The following is a 26,721-nucleotide window of genomic DNA, read 5'->3' as shown; positions in this document are numbered from 1 at the left end:
TCTCCTTTGACACACTACACATAAAAAAAGTGTACAGCATCCTCTGCTGTACACTTTTTTCATAAAGTAGGTAATTGTTTACCCCGCCATAATACTTGTTCTATGTCCTCAAAATAAATAATTTCTTGTGTCTTTAATTCAAAAGAAGTAAGCATCAATGAATCCGTCTCTACATTAGATGCACTACCTCGTAAATTTCGACCATCCTTTAAACATACGACTAACGGTTGATAGGCTTTTTGCCGAAATGGCTTTTCTAAAAATTGAAGTTGCTTTAGTAAATACGGATCTATTTGTACTTCTTCAACCACTTCTTCTTCTTTTTCTTCAATCATCTGTTCATTGAAATAGCCGTCCTTTAGATACACTGACGTACTTTCATCCAAATCAAGTTCATGTAGCACCTTAGAAATATTTAGAAAATAGGATGGTGACTTTATAAATAAGCGTGGCTCTTGACCCACATTACTCACTTCCCTTTTTTTCATACAATATGCGAAAGGAAGAAAATTGGTTCTCAGCCTATTTTGCTTATGAATGTTGTCGCCAAACCTAAGTAAATCAAAATACTTGTAATATCATTTAATGTTGTAATAAATGGACCTGATGCAACAGCTGGATCAATTTTCATGCGATGCATAAGCAATGGAATAAAAGAACCTGCAAGCGTTGCTACTAAAATTGAACCACAAAGCGCTGCTCCTACTAGCATGCCAAGTATAAGCTCTTGTTTCCAAATATAGACAATACCAATCACAATCAGTCCACAAACAATTCCAGACATTAAGCCTGTGCCTGCTTCACGTAGGAGTAATTTTAACTTGCTATGTTCTTCAACATCTCCTGTCGCAATTCCTCGAATAGCTACCGCTAATGCCTGTGTTCCACTATTTCCAGAAGTACCTGAAATAAGAGGGATAAACACCGCAAGTAACGCGACCTGTTCTAACGTTGCCTCAAACTGTCCCATCAAATTTGCTGTTAACATCCCTAAAAATAATAATATGACAAGCCATGGTAAACGTTTTTTAGCTGCTTGGAACGAGGTTGTATCAAATTTATCCATATCGGAAATACCCGCTAATTTAGAGTAATCCTCCGACGCTTCCTCATCAATAACGTCGATAATATCATCGACTGTAATAATCCCTAGTAATTCACCCTTATCGTCAATAACTGGTGTTGCTAAGAAGTTATAGTCCTTCATAATTTGGGCAACCTCTTCTTGGTCATCCCCTGCGTGCACCATCACAACACGTTCATTCATAATCGAACGTATACGAGTATCTTCATCCGCAATGATTAAATCACGAAGCGAAATAACACCTGTTAATCGATGTGCTTCATCCACGACAAAAATATAATAAATGGTTTCAGCATCCGGAGCTTCTTTCCGTAAAATCGCCATCGCAGAACGAACAGTAGAATTTTCTGGTATCGCTACATATTCAGTCGTCATGATAGAACCAGCTGTGCCTTCGTCATATCTTAAAAGCTCATTAATTTCTTCAGCTGTTTCCTCATCCATCATGCCTAAATAGCTTTCACGTTGTTCCGTATCCAATTCATTTAAAACGTCTGCTGCATCATCTGCATACATATGAGAAAGCATTTCTGCACCATATGACGGGTCCATCTCAGCCAGATACGCTGTGTATTCATCATCATCTATTTCGATTGCCTCAAAAATATCAGCCATTTCCGTCGGAGACAAGAACGAATAGATGGTCTTTCGTATATCAGGCTCCACCTTCTCATAAAACGTTGCCTGATCATATGGATGAAGCTCTAAAAACTCATCGCGGAATGCGTTTATATCATGTGCCTCGAGCATTTCTCGCAAACGTGCCTCGTCGAATTGCACATCATCCTTTTCATTTCTTTCCTCTATCATGCTTGTCCCCTCCTTCCGAGCAATCAATTATGCCCCGGCATAATTACGTCCGAAATCGGCTTTGTGCTTAGGCCTGCACGATGCAGGTCAGTTAGCCGTTATCACATGGATGCGATGGTTTTAGGCTAACATCCCCTAAGAACTCCTTCCAGATTCCGGGCATCCGCCGGAGGCTTTAAATTCTTTCAGCGGGTGTTTGACCAACCGCCGAAAAGTAAATTCATTTGTTCCTGTCGCTTTGCTTTTTGCACAGAAAACATTTGCTGACATAAGTTAAATCATTAATACGGGCAATTCCGTAAATCTATCTTTTATATAATAGAGTGAATGGTGCCTTTTCTGCAAACCCTTTTTTTACTACATATTTTTTTCAACTTCCACATAGTGTGGAGTTGATTTCCGTTCCTACTGGGCGCTTTGTTGTTGCACATGACCTACATTTCATTCCTAACTTATGGTAATGAGCCTAAATCCTCTACTCTACTATAACCTACAATCGCTTTATCTTCATTCAGTAGAAGATTTCCACCTCTGAAGGTAGTGAGATGAATGTGGATATGGTTCCTTTTCAATGCGTGCCCAAACCCTACTGAACGAAGATAAAGCCTCCGGCGGATGTCACGGATTTTGAAAGGTATGAATTGTGTGAGCACAATTCAAAATCCGGCCGCAATTACGCCAAGGCGAAATCGATTTTCTGTTACGATGTTAAGATAGCTTATAAAATGATAAAGAGATGCTCGTTTGTGCGAACATCTCCTTAAATATATAACATGATTCAGTAATAGGTTTCACGCTTCGTGAACTAAAGATGTTTGAAGAAATAAACTTCAAACTAAGGAGTCATTCAATAATTGCTGCATATCTTCATTTACGTTACTTGTAAATTGTAACCTCTCACCTGTCAAAGGATGAAGCATCTTTAAAGATACACAATGTAATGCCTGTCTATTTATATGACCACGACTTCCACCATAAAGTTCATCTCCAACAAGTGGATGTCCCACATAGGCCATATGCACACGAATTTGGTGTGTTCGTCCTGTATGCAACTTTAGTTGTATATGTGTCATCGGTTCATCCTGTAAATAAAAGTACCTTAATATTGTCACATCTGTATGCGCAAATTGGCCGTCCTCACGCACCTCACGCTCAATAATGCTCGTCTCCTTGCGTCCAATAGGAGCAATAATTGATTGTACATCTCGTGCCACATGTCCATGTACAATGGCTTCATATTGTCGAGAAATCTCTCCGCTACGCTGTGCAAGTCCCGTTAAATGATGAATATGAGCATGTTTGGCAATGCATAGCAAGCCAGAAGTATCACGGTCAAGTCTTGTAACGATATGAGCCGTTGATGCTAAACCTTGCTGCTGAAAATGACCACACACTAGATTCGCTACGCTATGTGTTGGATGCTCACGCGAAGGAATCGTACTTTGATGTGCTGGCTTATTAAGCACTAAAATTGCTTCATCTTCGTAAATAATAGAAAGTTCACCATGTTCAACAGTAAGCCCCTCACTTTTTTCTTCAGGAGGAAATGTAACTTCAACTCGATCGCCAACATGAAGAGGATGTCGAACATTGCGTTCGACATCATTTACTGTCAGTAAGCCTCCATCAAATTTAATAGCCGTTAAAGCTCGCTTGGAGATGCGCCATTCAGCTAAGGCCTCCCTTAGTAGTTGGCCTTCCTTTTCCGCTATAAAATGCAGTGTAAATCTTGTATCCATTTTACTCATTGGCCACGAATGATTCATGCACTCGTTCCCAGAATGGGAATGGACGGAAACGTGCAAAACGCACTCTTTCAGTTGCTACATTAAATGCAATTGACTTCACATCACCTTGCGTGACTTGTAAATGATCAACTGTCATATTAAAGTTTTGTTCATTGACTGGACGTAAAACACAATGATGGTGTGCTGGTAATATGAGTGGTGAACCAACTGTACGGAAGACACGGTTATTGATAGATGCTATCTCAGTAATTTGGAGTGCCGCTAAAGTCGGATGAATAATTGCTCCACCGAGGGCTTTATTATAAGCTGTACTACCAGAAGGCGTTGATACACAAAGTCCGTCTCCGCGGAAACGTTCAAACTGATTACCATTTAATTCAACATCCATTACAAGCGTAACATCAGGTGATTTCACAGTTGCTTCATTTAACGCTAAATACGTATTGGATTCCGCATTATGATGCTCCACCTTTACCTCTAATAGAGGATATTCCACAACGTTAAAGTCCTTTTTCGCAATGGATAAAACAAGTTTTTCTAATTCAGATGGCTTCCAATCGGCATAAAATCCTAAATGTCCCGTATGAATCCCTACGAAGGCAACCTGATCTAGCAAATGAGCATATCGATGAAAGGCATGTAGTAAAGTGCCGTCTCCTCCAATAGAAATTACGATTTCAGGAGCCTCTTCATCATAAGTTAACCCAAAATCCTGCAAATACGTTCTAGCTAGCTCCATTAATTCGTTCGACTGTGCATCTCTACGTGATTGAATGGAAAATTTCATTTTGAGTCACGCTCCTTCTCCGATAGTAAATTAGGATTCGATGCTTCTTTATATTCGCTGAAATAGGCCTGCGCTTCTTGTATCTCACTGCGAATGGACGACATTTCCTCATCCAATCGGAAAGCGGCCTCCGCTGCACTTTGAAGGCGATTTTTAATTTCCTCGGGGAACATACCTTTATATTTATAATTTAAAGAATGCTCAATAGATGCCCAGAAATTCATGGCTAGTGTTCTTATTTGTATTTCAGCTAATACCACTTTTTTCCCCTGTATCGTTTCTACAGGATACTCCACAATCATATGATATGAGCGGTAGCCACTTGGCTTATTATGTGTAATATAGTCACGCTCTTCCACAACACGCATATCTTTACGTTGCCGTATTAGCTCTGTAACTGTTGATATATCATCTACAAATTGACACATAATACGTAAACCTGCGATATCCCCTAGCTCGTCACCTAGCTGCTTAGAAGGCTCAAAGGAAAGTCCTTTTTCTAATGATTTATCATATATACTTGCTAAAGGCTTTACACGTCCTGTCACAAATTCAATTGGTGAATTTGCATTAACAATACCAAACTGTGAACGCATACCCTTTAATTTTACTTTTAACTCATCTACTGCTTGTTTATAAGGACTTAAAAATATTTCCCATTGTCCCATCACAAAAACCTCCCGACATTCGGTATCGAACAAAACCAACACCGTCTGTTCGTTTTGTCTTTTTATTCAGCCAGAAATTTCTCAAAGTGTTGTTCCACCGCTTGGACAAATTCCGCCCCATAATTGTAATTTCCTTCAATATTATACACGAGCATTTCCAATTCATCGTAAAAATTTGTAAGCTCAAGTACTTCTTCACCTAGTTGTAGCTTTGGATTTTTCCCTTTTTGTAAAATATGTACAAGCTGATCCCAACTACTCGGCGGAAAACGCAAGTAATGATAATCTTCTCCTGCATCAAGTAAATAAATAAACGCAAAGTCATCAGAATCTGCAATTAATTGTGCAGCAGGTTTTAACTGTAAATTTACTTCATTGTCGTTTAAACTAAAATGAAGTTCTTCATTTTCAAAATTCAATGTTTCTATAGTATAAATTTTACGCACACGCGGTTCCCCTTTTCGTCGTACTCTTCCTCTTATTTTATCATAGAGGGTAAATAGTTGCAGTGTGTAAATACTAAATCAATGAAATAACGAACGAAACTTTTTTATTATAGCGTGTAGTTGATTTCCGTTCCGACTGGACGACTCATTGGGGATCAGCAATAGAGGAACGAAGGCTAAAACCATCACATCCTGTGATACCGCCTTCGTGACCAACATCATTTTGGCCCAAGACCCTGCAGCGCAGTGAAGCGGCTCATCGGACGCCCCCAGGAAGCTCTGCGCGAAAGCGAAGCGACAGCAACAAAGCGCCCAGCTGGAACGGAAATCAACCACACGCTATGCTGTTTTCCCCTAATCAACACACTTAAAAAATAAAATAAACAGGTGAACATAATGGCACAACAAATTGAAATAGAGTTTAAAAATCTTTTAACAAAAGAGCAATACGAATATTTACTGCGAGAATTCAACATTTCCGAAAATGCTATTCATCGTCAAACAAATCATTATTTCGACACACCTTCGCAAGCTATTCGGAAACTCCAAAGCGGGCTTCGTATTAGACAAATCGACAAATACTTTGAGTGTACTTTTAAAGAAAAAAATGCAGAGCATGCACACTTAGAGACGACTGACGAATTAACTGCTGAGCAAGCTAAGAAAATGCTTGTTAGTGAAGGTTTCTATGCCCAAGAAGTAGCCAAAAGACTAGCTCTCTTTAACATTCCTTTAGAAAAATTGGAGGTATTTGGTTCACTAACAACCGATCGTGTCGAAATACCTTATAAGGATGGCCTTCTAGTATTCGATCATTCTTTCTATTTGCAGTGCGATGATTATGAGGTAGAATATGAATCAAAAGATGCAATAAAAGGAAATGCAATCTTCGACGAATTTCTACAGCAATATGGTATTGAAAAACAGGTAACAGATAAAAAAATTGCGCGTTTTATGAAAGCATTACAAATGAATAAAGAACAATACTAATAGATCAATTATGCCCCAGCATAATTGCGTCGCGTCCTGAATCGGCTTTGGCTTGCACAAAGACTTCCTTTCCGATTCCGTGACATCCGCCGGAGGTATTAGGCCAATGTGATGTTGGTCACTCTATTAGCGGATGTTGCTGAAATAAGATAGCTAGATAACAAGAAAGGGTGGCAACTCCTTGGATATCCAATCACTCAGAACTTTACTTGACATTCAAGCATTACAAACACTAGGAGCTTCAGAAAATTCATCGTCAAACAATCTTACAGACAGCAATTCTATGTTTTCAGACATGATTAGCGAAATACTTGGCGACTCAACTACTACTAACAATACAAAATTGTCTAGTTTACTCGGAGGAGTATCAAGCGCTTCATCTATGATGAATCAGTTTAATAGTTTAACTGGTTTATCTGAAAACATGCAAAATAATGCGTATCAAGCATTACTTTATAATGGTTCTAATAGCGTCTTTATACCTTCATCTGTACAAGCAGCTTTAGCAAACACACAATCTAGCACAACAAGTACAAAGCTAGACTCCTACGTTTCAGATAACGTAATTGGTTCAACAGCATATGCCAATTCATTAGCAGGTGCGAATCAGTACGCTTCGATAATTCAAAAGGCTGCAGCTACATATAATGTACCTGAGAAACTCATCGCTGCCGTGATTAAGCAAGAGTCTAATTTTAATTCAAATGTGGTTAGTCATGCTGGAGCACAAGGATTAATGCAATTAATGCCAAAGACAGCACAATACTTAGGCGTTACAAATTCCTTTGATCCAGAGCAAAATATTATGGCAGGAGCCAAATATTTACGCCAAATGCTAGATAAATTTGATAATGATCCTACATTAGCATTAGCTGCTTATAACGCAGGATCTTCACGCGTTACAAAGTATGGTGGCGTTCCTCCTTTCAAAGAAACGCAGAATTATGTCAAAAAAGTGATGAATTACTACACAGTTTAACTACTTTCAGCAAATTCACTGAAAGTAGTTAATGCCTCGGCGGATGTCACGTAATTATGCCGAGGCATAATTTGATTCGCATAATCATTGTTAATACAGCGTTTTTCGGCAAATTTCACCCGCGTGGTGAAATTTGTGCTTTTTTAGCGAAAAAATTTCGGAAGAGCGCTTTGTTTGTGTTAACGAAAAGACGTTGATAGAATGAAGGTAGTCACAAGGAATTCACATTTAAGAAAATGACTAAGTATAAAAATATACTTTACGATATAAAGAATTAAAGGGGCATTAAACTTATGAGTCGAAAATACACTGTTCCTTATGAGGAGCTGGGGGCTGAAAAGCTTTCAGAGCTAATCCATGCGTTCTATAGAAGAGTTGCACAGCATCCTGATCTTATTCCAATCTTTCCAAAAGATTTAACGGAAACAGCACGCAAGCAAATTCAATTTCAAACACAGTATTTAGGTGGACCAAATCTTTTTACTGAGGAGCATGGTCATCCAATGATGCGTGCACGTCATATGAATTTTCCAATTACACCTGATCGTGCTCAAGCTTGGCTTGAATGTATGTCCGAAGCGATGGATGAAGTAGGAATGGAAGGTAAGTTCCGTGAAGTTTATTATCAACGTTTAGTATTAACAGCTCATCACATGATTAATACACCAAATGACGATGAGGGGGAATTGTTACGTGAATAATATTCAAATGCTACAAGAGCCAACTCCTGAGATTTCTACTGCTAATAAGCCTATTGAATTGTATATTTTCGTAGATCCACTTTGTCCAGAAGCTTTTAAATTGCAAGCCGTTCTTCGTAAGTTACAGCTAGAATACAATCATTACTTTACATGGCGCTTTGTACTAAGCACAGAGCTTGCCTCTTTGAATTGTTTAAGTAAGCGTGTAAAAGGTTGTGTATCCGGTATTGAACTCGACATTAATCATCCTGTTTTGCCATCGATTGCTATTAAAGCAGCAGAGTTACAGGGGAAACGTGCAGGCGCACGTTATCTGTCGAAACTACAAGAATATGTATTACTAAATCAACAAGATGTCAATTCTTATGCTACGCTGTTAAAAATTGCGGAAGATGTTCAATTAGACATGAATGAATTTTCCGCAGACTTCGGTTCAAAAGAAGCAGCACGTGCCTTCCAATGCGATTTATATATTAAACATGAGATGGAAGTTGATGAAGTCCCTAGCATTGTGTTTTTCAATGAATGTATAGAAGATGAAGGTCTTAAAGTTAGTGGCAACTATTCCTATGAAGTTTATGAACATATTTTACAAGAAATGATGGATGAACAGCTTGTGCGTCAACCATTACCAACAATGGAAGAATTATTTACAAAATTCCATACCCTTTCAACGAATGAAGTAGCTTTCATCTACTCATCAACAGAGCAAAATGCCGAACGTGAATTAAAGAAGCGTATGCTACAACAAAAGATTGAACGAATTCAGACAGATCACGCTACACTGTGGCGTCTTAAATAATGCAATTATACTATAATTCTAAAGAACAGGGATACAACACACATTTAATGTTGTGTCCCTGTTCTCTTTTTTTATTTATAGGAACATTTTTAGTTATATCGGAATACTTCTTAAAAAAAATAAAAGAAGCGCCACTATCCTCGACAGATAGTGACGCCTCTTTTTCACAAAGGGGATGGGAGAAATGTTCACGTTCAAACAAAGGGGTGTATGTTTGTTTTTGTGATTTATTTCACATGATTCAATTTATCATGGAATAGTAAATATAGCAACAAGTCCAATGATAGATTCACAAATTTGTCAAATAGAAAGCGATTACAAACAATATTTTTTCAAGATACGCACTTTTAAACATTTAGAAATCAAAAAAAAACATTATTCTTACAATTTTTATTATTTAATTAATCATAGAAAAAAGGCTATAGGGAATTTCCTACAGCCTTCCAATTAATTATTTAACAATAATTTTTCTAACTCATTTAAACGTTCTTCAAATACTTTACATGCATCATCAATCGGTTGTGCAACGTTCATATCAACGCCTGCTGCCTTTAATACCTCAATTGGGAAATTAGAGCAACCTGCTTTTAAGAAGTTATTAATATAACGTTCTACAGCTGGTGTACCCTCTTCTAAAATTTGTTTGCTTAATGCTGTCGCAGCTGATTTACCTGTAGCATATTGATACACATAGTAATTATAGTAGAAGTGTGGAATACGAGCCCATTCTAAGCCAATTTCCTCATCTACAACAATATCCTCACCGAAGTATTGTTTATTTAAATTATAGTAAACCTCTGTTAGACGCTCTGCTGTTAAAGATTCACCGTTCTTATCCATTTGGTGGATTAGGTGTTCAAATTCAGCAAACATTGTTTGTCTGAAAACAGTACTTCTGAAGCCGTCTAGCCAATGATTTAATAAATAAATTTTCTGTTGAGGATCTTCAATTGTTTTCAGTAAATAATCATTTAATAGCTCTTCATTACAAGTTGAAGCTACTTCCGCTACAAATATAGAATAATCGCCATAAACAAACGGCTGATTTTTACGTGAATAATAACTGTGTACACTATGACCAAATTCATGAGCTAGTGTAAACAGATTATTAACATTATCTTGCCAGTTCATTAATATATATGGATTTGTTCCATAGGCACCTGAAGAGTACGCACCACTGCGTTTCCCTTTGTTTTCTAAGACATCCACCCAACGATTATCTAGACCACCTTGAACAATGCCTTGATATTCCTCACCTAGTGGCGCTAAAGCTTTTACTAAAATATCCTTCGCTTCGTCGTAAGTGATTTTCATATCCACTTCCTTAACGAGTGGAGCAAATAAATCCCACATATGCAATTCGTCTACACCTAAAAGCTTTTTACGTAACGAAATATAGCGCTGCATAGCTGGTAAATGCTTATGAACTGTTTCTACTAATTGATCGTAAACACTTTCCGGAATGAAGTTATTAGACATTGCTGCGTGACGTGCAGAATCATAATTACGAATACGTGCACTAACATTATGCTTTTTCACATTGCCCGTTAATGTAGAGGAAAATGTATTTTTAAAGTTACCGTAAGTTTCGTACATTGCTTTAAAAGCATTTTCACGAACAGTGCGATCCTTACTTTCTAAAAACTTAATATAGTTACCGTGTGTTAGCTGTACTTCTTCCCCTTCTTCATTTTTCACTTTAGGGAAGACAATATCAGCGTTATTTAACATACTAAATGCATTTGAAGCAGTACCTGTAACCTCAGACATTTGTGCAAGTAATGCTTCCTGCTCTGCTGGTAATACATGCGGACGTGCCATCGTGATTTCTTTTAAAGATTGCTTATACAGTTGTAAGTCCTTGTTTTCTGCTAAGTAACTTTCTATCGTTTCTTCACTCAATGATAAAATCTCAGGCGTTAAAAATGATAGGGCAGCTGAAATGCTAGTCGCTAATGTTTGAATACGACTATTCATATCTTGATAGAAGCTATTTGTCGTATCTTGGTCATTACGCATATGAGCATACGTGTAAAGCTTCATAGCACGTTCATAAATTTCATCGTGATAAGTTAGAACTGCCGCTAATGCATCTGCTCCATTTTTAATAGTACCTGCATAGCTAGGCGCTTTTTTTGCAAGTTCTGCAACTTCTTTATACTCTTCTTCCCATAGTGCATCAGTTGCAAATATATCCTCCAAGCGCCAAGTCAACTCTTCTGGAACATCATTTCTTACTAAAACTTGATTACTAGCCATGTGCCAGCCTCCTTTATATGTTAGTTTTTCCTATACTCTCATATTTTCTCAGTATATTGCGTCAATTGCAAATAAATTTGCGTACACTTGCTCACAAATACCTGGAAAACGATTATCTTTTTCATCCCTTTTCGCCAGCATCATTCCGTAATTTTTAATAGCTTGTACAGCCTGGGTTGTAACCTCTATATTTTGTTGGCTTAAAAACGATCGTATATTTCTCTCGTCTAGTTCATGAGGTGCTAATTGTAAATGTCGACAATAATGATGCAAAATCGTCTGCCACTCAATAGAAAACATCGGTATCGCCTCTCCATCTTTTACCGGAACACCTACGTAATCAGGCATCTCCGTTAAAGTAAAACCTAACTCATAACTACTTCGTAAAAATGCATCTTGCACCCCATTTTTACTATGGAATAATCGTTGATATACGAATTGCTTACAATACTTTTTATAAAGCTGCCAATAAAGATGAAATTCCTCTTTCGTAATTGTCTTTGGCTCATAAAAGGGAAATTGTTGCTTATGAATAGTTAATTCCTGTACTTTACTTATAAAAGTATGCCCATGAACATAAAGAAGATTCGCCCAATAAATAAATCTCGATGTGTTTGCATCATATGTCACTAAATAAGACAAGCCTAATGCTTTAGTATTTATCACTTTTTGCATTATCGGAGAAATAGAAATTTTTCGAATACCTTTTATAGTTTGTCTTTGAGGTGTTTGAAAAAGCCACAACGGCTGTATACAATTTTTCTCATATCCAGATGTACGTAATAGCCACTTTTCATGTGAAATTGTACTACACTGAAATTCAATGGCAATTTGCTTATGCTCCTTAATCAAAAGCATATCTGGCCGCTGTGAAAGTTTCCGTAAAAAAGGCTCCAGCTTTACTGTATGCCCGAGGTTTTTCAACCATTCAAATAATTGGATTTTTCCTTGTAAATGAAGTTTTGATTCACCCTCTGCAAATAACTGTATACAGCTATTAGTAGCAATATGAGCGAAATGAGGGATATTATAGTTGCCTATCTTTAATTGGACAGGCCGCTGGCATTGAGGACAATAAAATTTCATCTGGCTCCTACATCGTTGCAAAGCCTCCCTTGAATATTGGTATGGGAGAAAAATCTGCTGCTGCTCATTATAGGCCATAAGCATAAAATCATCTCCTTTTTTCCTAATTGTATAGGAGCCTTTTTATAGCGACAAATAAAGAACGGCTTTTTCTTGAAATTTAAAAATTGCTAGCTTTTTTCAATTACTTACGTTACCAAAAACACTTACTGAAAGAAGTTAAATAAAAAGACTGCAAACAAACTTGATAATCACCAAGTTTGTTTACAGTCTAAGCCACTGAATCAAGTACTCATTACTTTAAATAAAATATTTTCGTACTGTTTCAAAGCAATCAAATTCCATAATTTTTTCGCCATATTCCTCTAAACGATGGATTGTAAAATTCGATGGTAGTAAAAATTCTTTAATAACAGCATTTCTATCGTGATGATTTAGCTCTTCTTCTGCGTTCACAAAATCAACTACTAGATAGTACCAATCTTCATATTTAAATAATGAGGAATCCACTAATTCATCTGTTATGCGTTTCGCTACAGGGATTAACTCATCAATATCTTTAAATTTATAAACATATATGTCTGTATCCATAAATAATTCTGACTCATCAATGTCACCAAATTGAGTTAGTTGACTGAGAAGATCCTCTCCAACATCCTCGAATGGAGCAAACATATCTTTGTGTTCATCAAAATGCGAAGAACCATCTAAGGTTTCACCGTCTTTTAAAATATGTGCACGTGTGACAATGATCTCTAAGCCTACTTCAGAAGCATTGATATGAATCCAAATTGGACCTTCTACATCAAAATAATCCTCCGTATTTACTTCATCAATCATATCCCAAAAAAGTTGTTCACCCTTTGCTCGGTTGTACCAAATTTCCTCACGACTATAGCCGCGATCCTCTATATCATTGTACGTAATAAAGAGCTTGAGTGTATTTTCGTTTACACGTTCGATGTCCACTAGACCTCATCTCCCTTCACTGTCATTTGTCGAAAAACAGTTTGTTTCATTAGTATGCTATTATTCATTGTTTTTAACCTCATACCTCAATTTTGTTTTTCAACCTTTGACCACACTACAGTAAACCCATCGAGCAACCGAAATCAAAAAAATTTATGTCCACAGTTGTCTCTATTTATATTGTATGCTGTTCTGTCATAAAATGAAAAGGATATACACCGTTTCACAGAAGTTATTTGAATTATTGAAATTGTAGTAAACTATTAAGCTAAAATCAAGTTTAACATACTTTACCGAAATATATGACTTTTCCCTATTATTTATTATACTCTATATAGATGGATTTTCATAAGTAAAACACAAAAAAATAGATGTCACAATATGCTTGTTGCATATGTAACATCTAATACTTATTCTATGCAGAATACGGCAATATTAGTTCACCATACGCTGTGCTTCTTGTAGTTGATAAGCACGAACCTTACGAGGTAGGAAACGGCGAATTTCATCCTCGTTGTAGCCGACCTGTAAACGTTTCTCATCTAAAATAATGGGACGACGTAATAAACCTGGGTATTCTTGAATTAATTCATATAAACGTTGTAATGGCAAGCTTTCCACATCAACATTTAATTTCTGGAAAATTTTTGATCGAGTCGAAATAATTTCATCCGTACCATCTTCTGTCATACGCAAAATTTCTTTAATTTCACTAATACTTAATGGTTCAGAAAATATATTACGTTCTGTATATGGGATTTCATGCTCCTCTAACCATGCTTTAGCTTTTCGGCAAGACGTACAACTTGGTGATGTAAATAAAGTTACTATCATACTGACACATCCTTTCCTTTTAATCATTATCTATAAACTATTGTGTTAAATTAGAATTAATTTAATGTAAATATACATACCATTATACAGTACTCTGTGATGTTTGAATATAGTTCCAATAAAAAAAGAATAACCATTTGACATGAAATTTTCTGTTTTTTTACATAAACTTCAAAGTAGTTACTTCTTGAGGTGTGTAATGAACTACTACTAATATTCCCATTCGTAGAGCATTTTAAACATCCATCGCTTGATTGTTTTTGTTCTCATTTAAAAATTATAAACGAGAATACTGTCAATTCTGTGTGTACAAATATAGACGTATATTTACTAATATCGGTTGCATTTCCAAATAAATTGATTGTTACCATAACATGTGGTTGATTTCCATTCTGATTGGGGGCTTTGTTGCTGTCGCTTCGCTTTCGCACAGAGCAAAGCTTCCTGGAATCGGCCAGTCGTAACGAAGATCAACTTATGTATATGGAATGTGTTTTAACAAATGTCATCCACAAATTTTGCTGATGAAACACACTTTCATATAATTTACGATATCGCTAAATTGCTTTTCGCTTTTGACAGAAAATATTTATTGCTTCACTGAAATAAAAAAGCAGCAAAAGTAGCATATAACTTTTTGCCGAGAAAAAACACCGCCAAAAGTCTGACTTTACACACTTGCTTTTCACCGAGCCTTTATAATATAATTTTTTGCAATAAATCAATTATGTCTTTGGTGAATTCACCTCGCCATCTATGCAGATGGAAGACAGGTATTGAGCTAAAAAACGCTGACGAAGAGTAGTACATTTGCCTTTTACACGTTTAGAGAGTCTGTGGTTGCTGCAAACAGATCGTGTAAGCATTTGGAATGGACTTCCGAGTTAGCTTTGTGAACGTCTTATTTTCTTATTTAAGTCTATTAGCAAAGCTCGTCCCTTCACGTTACGAAGAAGAGTGGCCGTTTTAGGCAAGCTGGGTGGTACCGCGGATTCAAACATCATTCGTCCCTTCATTAGAAAACTAATGAGGACGCATGATGTTTTTTTATTTCGGCACTTATGTAAAAACGTCTAAGGGACTTAAATTCAAGGAGGAAATGACAATGACAACTATTTTTTCAGGCGTACAGCCAACAGGTATTGTTACTTTAGGGAACTATTTAGGAGCATTTAAGCAATTCCCTGCATTACAAGATGAAGGTGATGCTGTTTATTGTATCGTCGATCAACATGCCATTACCGTAGCACAAGATCCAAAAGAATTACGTCAAAATATTCGCAACCTAGCAGCAACGTATATTGCTACTGGCATCGACCCTAAAAAATCGACATTATTTATTCAATCAGAAGTACCAGCTCACGCACAAGCAGGCTGGATGTTACAATGTGTTGCATCGATTGGTGAGCTTGAACGTATGACACAATTTAAAGATAAATCGCACGGTAAGGAAAGCGTATCTGCCGCTCTTTTAACATATCCACCATTGATGGCAGCAGACATCCTTTTGTATAACACAAACATTGTTCCAGTTGGTGATGATCAGAAGCAGCATATTGAGCTTACTCGTGATCTAGCAGAGCGTTTTAACAAACGTTATGGTGATGTTTTAACGATTCCTGAAATTCAATTACCTAAAGCAGGAGCTCGTATCAAATCACTACAAGAACCTACAAAGAAAATGAGTAAATCTGATCCAAATACAAAAGCGACAATCAAGCTTTTAGATTCAGCGAAAGACATTGAGAAAAAAATTAAATCTGCTGTAACTGACTCTGATGGTATTGTGGCATTTGATGTGGAAAATAAACCTGGTGTTTCTAATTTACTAACAATCGAATCTGCCATTTCAGGCGTATCTATTGACGATCTTGTAAAAAAATACGAGGGCATTGGCTATGGTGGTTTCAAGCAAGGTGTTGCAGCAACGGTTATTGATCACCTGACACCAATTCAAGAGAAATTCTATCACTTGGTAGAATCATCAGAATTAGACATCATCTTAGATGAAGGTGCTGAAAAGGCAAATGCTATTGCTAGCGCTACATTAAAACGCATGGAAGAAGCAATGGGCCTTGGTCGTGCACGTCGCTAAGAAAATGCTTTAACGTGAAATGAAGAAGTGCTGTAGCTTTGTTGAAATTTATCGAAAGGGCTTGGCCAAAAAGAGAGTAATCTAAGTGTTACATCTTATCCTTGTTTATCGTTTTATCATAACCAAGATCAAGCACAACAGCACATAACACAAGGGCTGATCCAATTGCCACATAAAATGCTGTTGTCTGTGCCATAAATTTAAAAACAACTATCCAAGTATATCCGAGTGTCCGATAATTCAAATACAATATGAGATTCCCAACAGAGAGAATCAATAAGCCATAGCTCATTAAAAATAAAAAGAGTCGGAACAAGTTAGGGCATCCTTTCTATTTTTTCTTTATTATCATCTATTCATAAAACTATAAAAAAAGACGTCAGCCACTTAAATTAGGCTGACGTTTTTTAGGTTGATCATATTAAATAACGTAAGGTTCTTCTGCAAAACGAGGGGTTGATTTCCGTTCCGGCTAGGCGCTTCTGACGCTTCGCTTTCGCACAGATAAAACAATTGCCGCTGCCGCATCGCTTTCGCGCAGAGCATAGCTTCCTAGGGGCGTCCGATGAGCCGCTTGGGGCAACAGATGTTTTTTGCGCGAAAGCGTAGTGCTAATGTAGCGACAGCATAGGGTTTTGTTTGTGCGAAAGCGCAGCGACAGCAGGATGTTGGTCACGGTGGCGTTATCACAGGACGTGATGATTTTAGCCTCCGTTCCTCTATATCGCTAATCCCCAAGGAGTCGCCTAACCTCCACTCCAATCAATCACTTTACATAGCGTGTATCTTTTGACATGACAATCTTATTTTTAATAATAAAAAAAGTGGGGATGATGAAATCCCCACTGATTAAAGTTTTACTTTATTATTCCTCGATTTTTTTGAATAGTAGACTTGCGTTGTGTCCACCAAACCCAAGTGAGTTACTCATAGCATATTGAATATCTACTTTTCGGGCTTCATTTGGCACATAATCTAAATCACATTCTGGATCTGCGTCTGTTAAATTAATTGTCGGTGGTAAAATGCCTTCTTTAAGTGCTAGCGCTGTGAAAATAGCTTCAACACCACCAGCTGCACCTAATAAGTGACCTGTCATTGATTTTGTAGAACTCATTGCAAGCTTATAGGCATGTTCACCAAAAACAGTTTTTACTGCCTGTGTTTCAAATAAATCGTTATATGGTGTACTTGTTCCATGTGCGTTAATATAGTCAACTTGTGAAGCTTCTACACCGCCATCAGATAATGCTTGCATCATTGCACGAGAAGCACCTTCTCCTTCTGGAGCTGGAGCTGTAATATGATGGGCATCTCCTGTTGCACCATAGCCAAGAACTTCTGCGTAAATTTTTGCACCGCGTGCTTTTGCGTGCTCATACTCTTCCAAAATAACAATACCCGCACCTTCACCGATAATGAAACCATCGCGATTTTTATCGAATGGACGGCAAGCTTTTTCTGGATCAGTGTTTAAAGATAATGCAGTATTAGCGCAGAAACCTGCTACTGCCATCGTAACGATTGGCGACTCAGCACCACCCGAAATCATAACATCTGCATCGCCACGTTCAATTACTTTAAAAGCATCCCCAATAGAGTTTGTACCTGAAGCACAAGCAGTTACTGAACAAGAGTTAATGCCCTTTGCACCAAAGTGAATCGACACTTGGCCTGAAGCCATATCCGGAATCATCATCGGAATAAAGAATGGACTTACTCTTCTTGCGCCACGCTCTTGGAAAGTTAAAAATTGTTGTTCATATGTTTCCATACCGCCGATGCCAGAGCCAATCCAGACACCTGCACGTGGTGCTAGCTCTTCATCGATTGTTAATTGTGCATCTTCCATCGCCATGATAGATGCAGCTAAAGCATACTGTGTAAAGCGATCCATTTTACGAGCTTCTTTACGTTCGATATACTTTTCGATATTAAAATCCTTTACTTCAGCAGCAATTTTTGCTGCGAAAAGATCTTTATTTAAACGAGTTAATTCGCCAATACCCGATTTTCCAGCTTTAATGTTAGTCCATGTTTCTTCGATGCTATTTCCTAGTGGTGTAACTGCGCCAATTCCTGTAATTACTACTCGTCGTTTACTCATTGTATTACTCCCCTCAAGCATTTTTCGTTTTTATTTTCCCCATCTCATTGTAACGGCACCCCATGTTAGGCCACCGCCAAATCCAACAAGTACTACTAAATCATCATCTTTTATCTTACCTGCTTCAAGCTCATCTACCAACGAAATACCAATAGATGCTGCCGACGTATTCCCATATTTGTGAATCGTTTTTGACATTTTTTCCGGTGGTAGCTCTAGACGCTCACGCGCTGATTCCATAATTCGAATATTCGCCTGATGCGGCACTAAAAAATCTACGTCTTCTTTTGTTAAACCTGCTTTTTCTAAAACGTTCATTGCAGATTCACCCATTTGACGAACGGCAAATTTAAATACTTCACGACCATTCATAGCGATTGTGTCTTGCTGTGTTAAATACAAATTCTTACCACCTGTGCCGTCAGCTCCAAGCTCAAATGATAAAATACCTCTACCTTCTGATACTGGACCAATAATCGCTGCACTTGCACCGTCACCGAATAACACAGCCGTATTACGATCTTCCCAATCAAGTACTTTCGACAGCTTTTCAACACCTACTACTAAGACATATTTATAAGCATTTGATTCTACAAATTGCTTTGCTGTCACTAAACTATATATAAACCCTGCACAAGCAGCCGCTTGATCCATCGCAGCTGCATTAACTGCTCCAATCTGCTCCTGAACCATACATGCGACACTTGGAAAATTTTGATCTTGTGTTACTGTTGCTACAAGGATTAAGCCTATTTCCTCTGGTGAAATTCCCGCTTTTGCAATAGCCTCTTTTGCTGCAGCTACTGCTAAATCTGAAGTTTCCTGATCATCAGCAGCAAAATGACGTTGCTCAATCCCTGTGCGAGTTCGAATCCATTCATCCGAAGTATCCATTATTTTTTCTAAATCAAAATTCGTAACGACCTTCTCCGGAACGTATTTGGCAATTCCTAAAATACCAGCGTTCATTTAGCAACCCCTCTGCTTTCTTACTATCAATTATTAGTAACTGGTCATAATTATAACTCATAATGATGGAGAGGTGCAAGATGAATTAAATTTAACGTCCTCTTCACCATAACGGGGGTGATTTCTATTCCGACTTGGGGCGTCTGATAAGTTCTATTGCATCGGTTAGCCTCCACTCCAATCAACTTATATACATGGCATACAATTAAACAAATGTCATCTCCCACTTTTAGAGCTAATGCAAGAAAAAGCATATTTCGGGGGATAAGTGAGTATGAAAAATAATGGCGGTTAATAAAAAAAGCTGCAAATAAATTTGCAGCTTTGGCCTAACAATTATTATCAACAACGTAAAAGTTGATAACGCAAAAAGATGAAAGGTGGCTCTCGCATTAATCTGCGTACGTCCAATCTATTCTCTAATAGGTCGTTAAGGATCATGTTCTCTTTGGAACACTTAATGCTCTGAAGAAATCGCTTGATGAGTTGCAGTACAGAAGGTTTCAAACGACTTGTTGTACGTTTCTTTTTGTTAGGTTTGCTACCGTAGTTGTGTCAACGTAATCACTGATGCTTTAATCGTCTGGTGTTGCGGTGGTGTTTTTGGTTCAATAAACAACGTTGAGTAATACGCATCCGCAATGGTAATCAAGTAAATCACAAAAAGTAATCGTTTCATTCAATAGTTCAAAAATTCATTTCTCCCTTTTTTATCAATTCGAATTGTCTAGTTATAATACGAATGATCCGTAAAAAAGTTTCAAATTAAACATGACCAACGCAAAGATGCCCCCCATAAGCTACTTCGGAATGAAATAGCTTAGATCTAAAACATTTGTTGCCTTTTAACTTCTTTAATAATTCCTTTTAAAAATCCCCTCTCGAGACATATAAAAAGCGCCACACTTGAATTGCCTAAAATAACTCTTCAAACTCATACTGAAGAACAGGTGCAAGATGAATTAAATTAATGCTTTGACGGGGCTTGAAATCCTTCTAAACGCTACGACACTCAAGCATTTGTGACGTCTTTGAATTTCAGTGATGTATTGAAACTGCATTAAAAATAAAAAAAATGTTATTGTTGTGACAAATTCGCCATGTTTCACAGAAAAGATTCTTTTTTTTTCGATTTATGTTATGATATGATAATGAATATGTAGTAAAATTTTATGATATAAAAAAGTTCGGTTGAGGTGAAATTAATGCGATATATCGTAACATTCATATGGTCATTCCTACTAGTTTCAATGTTAAACTACGTAGTAGGCTCTGTACTTGGTGCAGAATTTGATATCGATACTGCTATTGTTACATCAGTTGTATTTACAATTCTTGTTTTCATTATCGGTGCAATTATTCCAAACGAGTCAACTCCAGAAGCTGCAGACAATCATTAATTCAACTAGAAAAACCTGTTTCGCTTAATGCGGAACAGGTTTTTTTGTTATTTTTCAACGACACATTGACCATCATACATTTTAATGTGTAATGTTTCTCCTGGTAATACTTCACCTCGAAGCAATTCTTTTGCAACCGCAGTCTCAATATATCGTTGCACGAAGCGTTTTAATGGTCTTGCACCGAACTGAGCATCTGCTCCTTGTTCTACAACCCAATCAACTACATTTTGTTCTACTTGTAAACTAATGTCTTGCTCTTCAACTCGTTTGACAAGCTGTTCGATATATTTCCATGCAATGGCTGTAAAATGCTCATCTGATAGTGCATGGAACATAATAATATCATCCATACGATTTAACAGCTCTGGTTTAAAATGTTGACGCAGTGCAGCCATCACTAAATCCTCAACAGCAACATCGTCTTCTTTTGCTTCCATTAAATAGCTTGAGCCAATGTTAGAAGTTAAAATGACCACTGTGTTTGTAAAGTTAACCATACGCCCCTGGCTATCAGTAATGCGACCATCATCTAGAATTTGTAGTAAAATATTTGCGACATCCGGATGGGCCTTTTCAATTTCATCTAATAATACAACTGAATACGGATTTCGGCGAACAGCTTCTGTTAATTGCCCACCTTCCTCATAGCCAACATAGCCTGGAGGTGCCCCTACAAGACGCGATACGCTATGTTTCTCCATATATTCACTCATATCAATGCGAATAAAATGATCCTCAGAATCAAACAATTGTGCCGCTAGCGCCTTCGCGAGCTCTGTTTTACCAACACCTGTTGGCCCTAGGAATAAAAAGCTACCAATTGGTCGATGCGGATCTTTGATTCCTGCTCGAGCACGCCATACCGCTTCTGTAACTAGCTGTACTGCATTATCTTGCCCGATTACACGCTCATGCAATGTATCTTTTAAACGCAATAATTTTTCACGCTCACCTTCTACTAATTTCGTCACTGGTATTCCTGTCCAGCGCGAAACAATTGATGCAATTTCATCAGCCGTTACCTCTTCACGTAAAATACGTGATTCCGCACCATTTTCTAATTGTTTTTCCATCTCTTGAATGTCCTTTTCAAGTGTAGGAATTTTTCCATGACGTAGTTCAGCTGCTTTATTTAAATCATATTTACTTTCTGCTTCATCTAAATCACGGCGGTATTTATCAAGTTTTTCACGTTTTTTCTGAATGCCATGTAACGCTTCTTTTTCGGTTTCCCATTGTTTACGCATGCCCTCAGAGGATTCTTTGAGCTTTGTTAATTCCTCACTGAGTTGCTCTAGACGTTTTTTACTCGCCTCGTCTTTTTCATTACGCAATGCTTGCTCCTCAATTTCGAGCTGCATAATACGGCGTGTAACTACATCCAATTCCTGTGGCATAGAATCAATTTCTGTTCGAATCATCGCACATGCTTCATCGATTAAATCGATCGCTTTATCTGGCAAGAAACGCTCTGTAATATAGCGATTGGAAAGCCCCGCTGCCGCTACGATCGCACGGTCATGAATACGTACCGCATGATGCAACTCAAAGCGCTCTTTCAAGCCTCGTAAAATGGAAACTGTATCTTCAATAGATGGCTCTCGTACAAGCACCTGCTGGAAACGACGCTCTAAAGCAGGATCTTTTTCAATATACATACGGTATTCATCTAATGTTGTAGCCCCGATACAATGTAGCTCACCTCGTGCAAGCATTGGTTTTAGCATATTCCCAGCGTCCATTGCACCATCCGTTTTACCTGCACCTACAATTGTATGAATTTCATCGATAAATAAAATGATGCGTCCCTCTGATTCTTTTACTTCTTTTAATACACCTTTTAAGCGCTCTTCAAATTGGCCACGATAACTAGCACCTGCTATTAAAGCACTCATATCCAACTCATACAGTACGCAATCCTTTAACCCCTCAGGAACATCGCCCTTTACTATACGTTGAGCTAACCCTTCTACAATAGCTGTTTTACCAACCCCAGGCTCCCCTATTAAGACAGGGTTATTTTTCGTTTTGCGTGTTAAAATACGAATGACATTACGAATTTCTTCGTCACGACCGATAACCGGATCCATTTTACCGTTTTTAACTTCTTCTATTAAATTACGTCCAAATTGTTCTAATGGCTTTTTGTCATTTGTTTGTTGAAATTGCATATTTAGCACTCCCTTTTAATAATGTTAAGCGGAATCCCGTTTGCCATTCTATTTTATAAGAAATGTTTGACCTTTTTTGACTAACTTTATTTTACAACACTCGACAAACCAGAGCAAAGAATCAGCCCTAAAATTTCTTCACTTATTACTGGAAAATTACGTTATAATAAAAGTGTATTTCTTAGATTTAGTAAATTACTCACCTAATTTTGTAATAATTAAACAATTTTTACGAAAAAAGAAAGAGATGTGTTGAAGATATGACTATTATGGATAATATACAAGAGAAATTTCACGATCTTTTTCAAAAACACGGTGTTTTTATTAAAGTGAATAAGGAAAGTAAAATCTTTTTAGAGGGCGAACGTGCGAAAGAAATTTATTATATAAAAACAGGAGCTATCTCGATTAGTCAGGAAACGGAGAATGGGAAGGAATTAACCATTCGTATTTGTGGTCCAGATAGCATCATTGGAGAAAGCTCATTATTTTGCAATTTTACGTATAATTCGATGACCGCTAAAGTACTAGAGCCCTCCAGTTTATATGTTCTTAGCCTTGATACATTAGAACTTTTACTAGTGGAACAGCCTATTTTAATGGTGGAGTATATGAAGTGGTTGCAAACAGAAAATTTAAAGCATCAAAGCCGTTTGCGTGATTTGATTTTAAATGGGAAAAAGGGTGCCTTATTTTCAACGCTTATCCGTCTTTCAAATACTTATGGGAAGCCGTTAGAAAATGACACTATTTATATTGACTTCCCGTTAACACATACAGAAATCGCTAATTTATGTGCGACGAGTCGAGAGATGATTAATCGCATGCTGAATGACTTAAAGAAGCACAATATTATATCTTTTGAAAAAGGTTATATAACCATTCACGATCTACAATTTTTAAAGGATGAAATCGCTTGTGAAAATTGCCCGTTACAAATATGTCGTATTGATTAATACACTTACATACGAAATCCCCGCCTATGAGTTATAACGGGGATTTTGTGTTCTATTATGTAAAAGAAATAATGTATGGCTCTTTTGCAAAGTGAGGGGTTGATTTCCGTTCCGGCTGGGCGCTTTCCTGGGGCGTCCGATGAGCCGCTTCACTCGCGATGCTCGCTCCAGGGTCTCATCTGTGACACTGATCCCCAAGGAGTCGCCCAGCCTCCACACCAATCAACCACATCACATAGCGTGAATCTTCTTGCTTATTACTAAAATTCATTGTAATAAAACAAAAAACTTTAGCAACAATGTTTGTCTGTGCGAAAATGTAATGCCAGCTTAGCAACATCAACAATTATTTTATGTAAGAGATTAAAGAGTCAGCAACACCAGATGTACAATAGCGTCTTATTAAAAGTTTATTCTGTTTAACTACGGTGAGTAGCTTCGAAAGGAAATCTCCCTAATTAAAGCATGCAACAGTCACAAAGATTTCTTTAACAGTTTTGTATTTCAAAACAGCAAAAATCCCCGCTTAGAGTTATAAGCAGGGATTTTTTATTGTGCAATAAGTTGAATTAGCGTACACCTAATGCCATTTTTGCATAGCGTGACATTCTATCTTTTGACCAAGGTGGATTCCATACAATATTTACATTTGTACTTTTTACCTCTGGAAGCTCACCTAATGCTGTATTCACTTGATCAACAATAACAGGTCCCATTGGGCAGCCCATAGACGTTAACGTCATTGTAACGGTTGCTGCACCCTCTTCATCTAACTCTACATCATATACTAAACCTAAGTTGACAATATCAATACCAAGCTCAGGGTCAATTACATTTTCTAATGCACCGAACATGCTGTCTTTCATATCTTGATCCATCTGTATTTCTCCTTTCGTCACAGTGTTAACTTAATCATAGCAGATGCATCTTATTATGCCAAATGCTGTGCAAGCCATTCAGTTGCTGCTAACATACCATCACGTGAAACAGCATGACCAGCTTTCTTATTCGCTAAAAATTTCAAGTTTTCTGGATTCGTTTCGTAATATTTACGTAAAGTTAAATAAAAATCATATGTTTCCTTGAAAGGTACAGTTTTATCTAACTCCCCATGCCAAAATAGGACAGGTCGTTCTGCAAATTTGTCTGGTGTTAGGCTCACATCATATTTAGCTAGAAGCTTATTCGTTTGTTGTACTTCTTCTTCGGACATTGGGAAATTCACACCGTTTTTAGCGAATTGCTGTAATTGATACTCCGCTAATTTAGTGAAACTTGGTGCACCCATACAAACTGCTGCTGTCTTGATCCAATCATAGCGCTTTAAACAGCCTGATGTGACAATACCACCCATTGATGTACCAGCAATGCCAATTTTATCATTCAGTAATAATTTTTTATTCTTTAATTCATTATATAATTGTTCCACTTCATGAATAGAATTTAAAACAATATCCCAAAAATGTAAGCTCAATTGCATCTCAGTCAGGCCTTCACTACGGTCGCCATGTAATTTTGCATCTGGCAATAGGACACGCACCCCTCTGCCTACTAATTGATATGCATAATGTAAGTTATGTTCTTTTGCACTCGTGAAACCATGTAAAAAAATTACTACCGGGGTTTCTTCATTCATATTTTCCGTATGTATATGTAATAAAGGAATATTTCCCCACAATTCTTTCTCAACAATCATCTTTGTCACTCCCAACATTTGTCTCATCTTTATGTTAGCAAACTTTTTTCACTGTGACAAAATTTTGACGAATGGTTTACAAAACGATACTATTCAAATTATAAGAAAGGGGCAATAAGCTATGAAACCGCATTTAATCGTTTTGGACTTAGATGGTACGTTATTAACGGACCAACAACAAATTTCAGCAAAAACTAAAAAAACATTATTGCAGGCAAAGGAGCAAGGCCATCAAGTTATGATTGCTACCGGCCGTCCTTATCGTGCGAGTGATCTTTATTATCACGAACTTGGCCTTACAACGCCCATCGTAAATTTTAATGGTGCTTACGTCCACCATCCTAAAAATGCTGCATGGCAGACTAAGCATACTCCTATTGATTTAAGCGTAGTACATGACGTCGTCAATTCCATCAATAGCTATGAATATGAAAATATTATAGCGGAGGTTAAAGACGATATTTATGTTCATACAGAGAACTCACGGATTTTAAATATATTTAATATGGGGAATCCTAAAATTACTCATGGGAATCTTTATACCCATTTACTTGATAACCCTACTAGTTTACTGATTCAAGCGAATGAAGTGAATTCAATGATTATTCGTGACCATTTACAGGCTGTCCATGCAGAAGTCATTGAACATCGTCGTTGGGGTGCCCCACTTCACATTATTGAAATTGTTCGCCGTGGCTTAAATAAAGCAGTAGGAATCGCTCATGTAGCACAGGATTTAGGTATCCCACGCGAGCGTATTATTGCATTCGGTGACGAGGACAATGATTTAGAAATGATTGAATATGCTGGTATCGGTGTAGCAATGGGCAATGGCATCCCTTCTTTAAAAAACATTGCCAACGAAATTACGACAACTAATAATGACGATGGCATCGCTAAAATGCTTATCGAGCGTTTGAAACTATCCTAGTAAATTAAAAACACCCTATTTTTGGATCATCACCATAAGTTGTGGATGTCATTCATTAAAATCTAAGCCATCTATAAAAGTTGCGCGAAGTACGCCCAGTCGGACGGAAATCAACCACACGTTATGGTGATGAGCCCATTTTTCACTTTAACTTTCGAGTTAACAATACACTGAGTTGCAATTATACTGAAACTCGATATGATAATATATCTATATAAAATTTTATTAGG

The 26,721-nt window shown here is 37.4% G+C and carries 24 protein-coding genes and 1 other annotated feature; of the genes, 8 read left to right on the top strand and 16 right to left on the bottom strand.

The window, feature by feature from the left end:
- Window positions 1-59 precede the first annotated feature (59 nt).
- From AC3WSO_RS04635 to AC3WSO_RS04610, 6 genes are all read right to left on the bottom strand, one after another.
- Entirely contained in the window at window positions 60-464 is a 405-nt protein-coding gene (locus AC3WSO_RS04635) for a hypothetical protein (protein ID WP_492529110.1), read from the bottom strand.
- A gap of 53 nt (window positions 465-517) precedes the next feature.
- The gene (mgtE, locus tag AC3WSO_RS04630; RefSeq protein WP_492529108.1) at window positions 518-1,894 is read right to left on the bottom strand and encodes a magnesium transporter; all 1,377 of its coding nucleotides are present in this window, start codon (window positions 1,892-1,894) and stop codon (window positions 518-520) included.
- 830 nt (window positions 1,895-2,724) lie between these two features.
- Window positions 2,725-3,633 (bottom strand): RluA family pseudouridine synthase, encoded by a 909-nt coding sequence (locus AC3WSO_RS04625; protein ID WP_492534248.1) that lies wholly within the window; start codon window positions 3,631-3,633, stop codon window positions 2,725-2,727.
- Between the two features lies 1 nt (window position 3,634).
- Window positions 3,635-4,429, bottom strand: coding sequence for an NAD kinase (locus AC3WSO_RS04620; protein WP_079559569.1), 795 nt, complete (start codon window positions 4,427-4,429; stop codon window positions 3,635-3,637).
- Window positions 4,426-5,097, bottom strand: coding sequence for a GTP diphosphokinase (yjbM, locus tag AC3WSO_RS04615; RefSeq protein WP_349659081.1), 672 nt, complete (start codon window positions 5,095-5,097; stop codon window positions 4,426-4,428). Before yjbM ends, AC3WSO_RS04620 begins: the two co-directional genes overlap by 4 nt.
- Before the next feature lie 62 nt (window positions 5,098-5,159).
- Complete coding sequence (locus AC3WSO_RS04610; protein ID WP_492529106.1) at window positions 5,160-5,543, bottom strand: UPF0738 family protein; 384 nt, start codon at window positions 5,541-5,543, stop codon at window positions 5,160-5,162.
- Window positions 5,544-5,939: 396 nt separating this feature from the next.
- Here AC3WSO_RS04610 and AC3WSO_RS04605 point away from each other — a divergent pair, with 396 nt between their 5' ends.
- From AC3WSO_RS04605 to AC3WSO_RS04590, 4 genes are all read left to right on the top strand, one after another.
- Window positions 5,940-6,533: a CYTH domain-containing protein gene (locus AC3WSO_RS04605; protein ID WP_492529104.1), complete on the top strand. Its 594-nt coding sequence runs from the start codon at window positions 5,940-5,942 to the stop codon at window positions 6,531-6,533.
- 181 nt (window positions 6,534-6,714) lie between these two features.
- Window positions 6,715-7,512 carry a lytic transglycosylase domain-containing protein gene (locus AC3WSO_RS04600; protein WP_492529102.1) on the top strand — a complete coding sequence of 266 codons (798 nt, stop codon included), beginning with the start codon at window positions 6,715-6,717 and terminating at the stop codon, window positions 7,510-7,512.
- 293 nt (window positions 7,513-7,805) lie between these two features.
- On the top strand, window positions 7,806-8,213 hold the full coding sequence (locus AC3WSO_RS04595) for a globin domain-containing protein (RefSeq protein ID WP_197139873.1): 408 nt from the start codon (window positions 7,806-7,808) through the stop codon (window positions 8,211-8,213).
- A complete protein-coding gene (locus AC3WSO_RS04590) occupies window positions 8,206-9,015 on the top strand; it encodes a DsbA family protein (RefSeq protein WP_492529100.1) in 810 nt (269 codons plus the stop codon). Before AC3WSO_RS04595 ends, AC3WSO_RS04590 begins: the two co-directional genes overlap by 8 nt.
- Before the next feature lie 447 nt (window positions 9,016-9,462).
- Here AC3WSO_RS04590 and pepF read toward each other — a convergent pair whose 3' ends face one another.
- From pepF to spxA, 4 genes are all read right to left on the bottom strand, one after another.
- Window positions 9,463-11,274: an oligoendopeptidase F gene (gene pepF / locus AC3WSO_RS04585; protein WP_492529098.1), complete on the bottom strand. Its 1,812-nt coding sequence runs from the start codon at window positions 11,272-11,274 to the stop codon at window positions 9,463-9,465.
- A gap of 48 nt (window positions 11,275-11,322) precedes the next feature.
- Window positions 11,323-12,438: a competence protein CoiA gene (locus tag AC3WSO_RS04580; RefSeq protein WP_492534246.1), complete on the bottom strand. Its 1,116-nt coding sequence runs from the start codon at window positions 12,436-12,438 to the stop codon at window positions 11,323-11,325.
- A gap of 222 nt (window positions 12,439-12,660) precedes the next feature.
- Window positions 12,661-13,329, bottom strand: a complete 669-nt coding sequence (gene mecA, locus AC3WSO_RS04575) for an adaptor protein MecA (protein ID WP_349659089.1) — start codon at window positions 13,327-13,329, stop codon at window positions 12,661-12,663.
- A gap of 435 nt (window positions 13,330-13,764) precedes the next feature.
- Complete coding sequence (gene spxA / locus AC3WSO_RS04570; protein WP_024362527.1) at window positions 13,765-14,160, bottom strand: transcriptional regulator SpxA; 396 nt, start codon at window positions 14,158-14,160, stop codon at window positions 13,765-13,767.
- A 785-nt stretch (window positions 14,161-14,945) separates the two neighbouring features.
- Window positions 14,946-15,178, top strand: a binding site (T-box leader).
- A gap of 90 nt (window positions 15,179-15,268) precedes the next feature.
- Between spxA and trpS the strand changes: the two genes are divergently transcribed.
- Entirely contained in the window at window positions 15,269-16,258 is a 990-nt protein-coding gene (gene trpS, locus AC3WSO_RS04565) for a tryptophan--tRNA ligase (RefSeq protein WP_349659090.1), read from the top strand.
- 88 nt (window positions 16,259-16,346) lie between these two features.
- Here trpS and AC3WSO_RS04560 read toward each other — a convergent pair whose 3' ends face one another.
- The 3 genes from AC3WSO_RS04560 to AC3WSO_RS04550 form a co-directional block, all read right to left on the bottom strand.
- Window positions 16,347-16,574 carry a YuzI family membrane protein gene (locus AC3WSO_RS04560; protein ID WP_197139867.1) on the bottom strand — a complete coding sequence of 76 codons (228 nt, stop codon included), beginning with the start codon at window positions 16,572-16,574 and terminating at the stop codon, window positions 16,347-16,349.
- A 549-nt stretch (window positions 16,575-17,123) separates the two neighbouring features.
- Window positions 17,124-18,365 carry a beta-ketoacyl-ACP synthase II gene (gene fabF, locus AC3WSO_RS04555; protein WP_492529094.1) on the bottom strand — a complete coding sequence of 414 codons (1,242 nt, stop codon included), beginning with the start codon at window positions 18,363-18,365 and terminating at the stop codon, window positions 17,124-17,126.
- A 30-nt stretch (window positions 18,366-18,395) separates the two neighbouring features.
- Window positions 18,396-19,334 carry a beta-ketoacyl-ACP synthase III gene (locus tag AC3WSO_RS04550; protein WP_492529092.1) on the bottom strand — a complete coding sequence of 313 codons (939 nt, stop codon included), beginning with the start codon at window positions 19,332-19,334 and terminating at the stop codon, window positions 18,396-18,398.
- A 1,205-nt stretch (window positions 19,335-20,539) separates the two neighbouring features.
- Between AC3WSO_RS04550 and AC3WSO_RS04545 the strand changes: the two genes are divergently transcribed.
- On the top strand, window positions 20,540-20,734 hold the full coding sequence (locus tag AC3WSO_RS04545; protein WP_079559555.1) for a YjzD family protein: 195 nt from the start codon (window positions 20,540-20,542) through the stop codon (window positions 20,732-20,734).
- Between the two features lie 47 nt (window positions 20,735-20,781).
- Here AC3WSO_RS04545 and AC3WSO_RS04540 read toward each other — a convergent pair whose 3' ends face one another.
- Complete coding sequence (locus tag AC3WSO_RS04540; protein WP_492529090.1) at window positions 20,782-22,908, bottom strand: ATP-dependent Clp protease ATP-binding subunit; 2,127 nt, start codon at window positions 22,906-22,908, stop codon at window positions 20,782-20,784.
- Between the two features lie 269 nt (window positions 22,909-23,177).
- Between AC3WSO_RS04540 and AC3WSO_RS04535 the strand changes: the two genes are divergently transcribed.
- Complete coding sequence (locus AC3WSO_RS04535; RefSeq protein ID WP_492529088.1) at window positions 23,178-23,864, top strand: Crp/Fnr family transcriptional regulator; 687 nt, start codon at window positions 23,178-23,180, stop codon at window positions 23,862-23,864.
- 569 nt (window positions 23,865-24,433) lie between these two features.
- On the opposite strand, the gene AC3WSO_RS04530 is transcribed toward AC3WSO_RS04535, so the two are convergent.
- Both AC3WSO_RS04530 and AC3WSO_RS04525 read right to left on the bottom strand, forming a co-directional pair.
- Window positions 24,434-24,742, bottom strand: coding sequence for a metal-sulfur cluster assembly factor (locus AC3WSO_RS04530; protein ID WP_197139853.1), 309 nt, complete (start codon window positions 24,740-24,742; stop codon window positions 24,434-24,436).
- 53 nt (window positions 24,743-24,795) lie between these two features.
- Window positions 24,796-25,560: a prolyl oligopeptidase family serine peptidase gene (locus tag AC3WSO_RS04525; RefSeq protein ID WP_492529086.1), complete on the bottom strand. Its 765-nt coding sequence runs from the start codon at window positions 25,558-25,560 to the stop codon at window positions 24,796-24,798.
- Window positions 25,561-25,681: 121 nt separating this feature from the next.
- Here AC3WSO_RS04525 and AC3WSO_RS04520 point away from each other — a divergent pair, with 121 nt between their 5' ends.
- Window positions 25,682-26,491 carry a Cof-type HAD-IIB family hydrolase gene (locus AC3WSO_RS04520; RefSeq protein ID WP_492529084.1) on the top strand — a complete coding sequence of 270 codons (810 nt, stop codon included), beginning with the start codon at window positions 25,682-25,684 and terminating at the stop codon, window positions 26,489-26,491.
- The last annotated feature ends 230 nt before the right edge of the window (window positions 26,492-26,721 follow it).

This window comes from Lysinibacillus sp. EB106-09-02-XG168, assembly GCF_058791475.1.
This window is presented reverse-complemented; position numbering and strand designations above follow the sequence as displayed.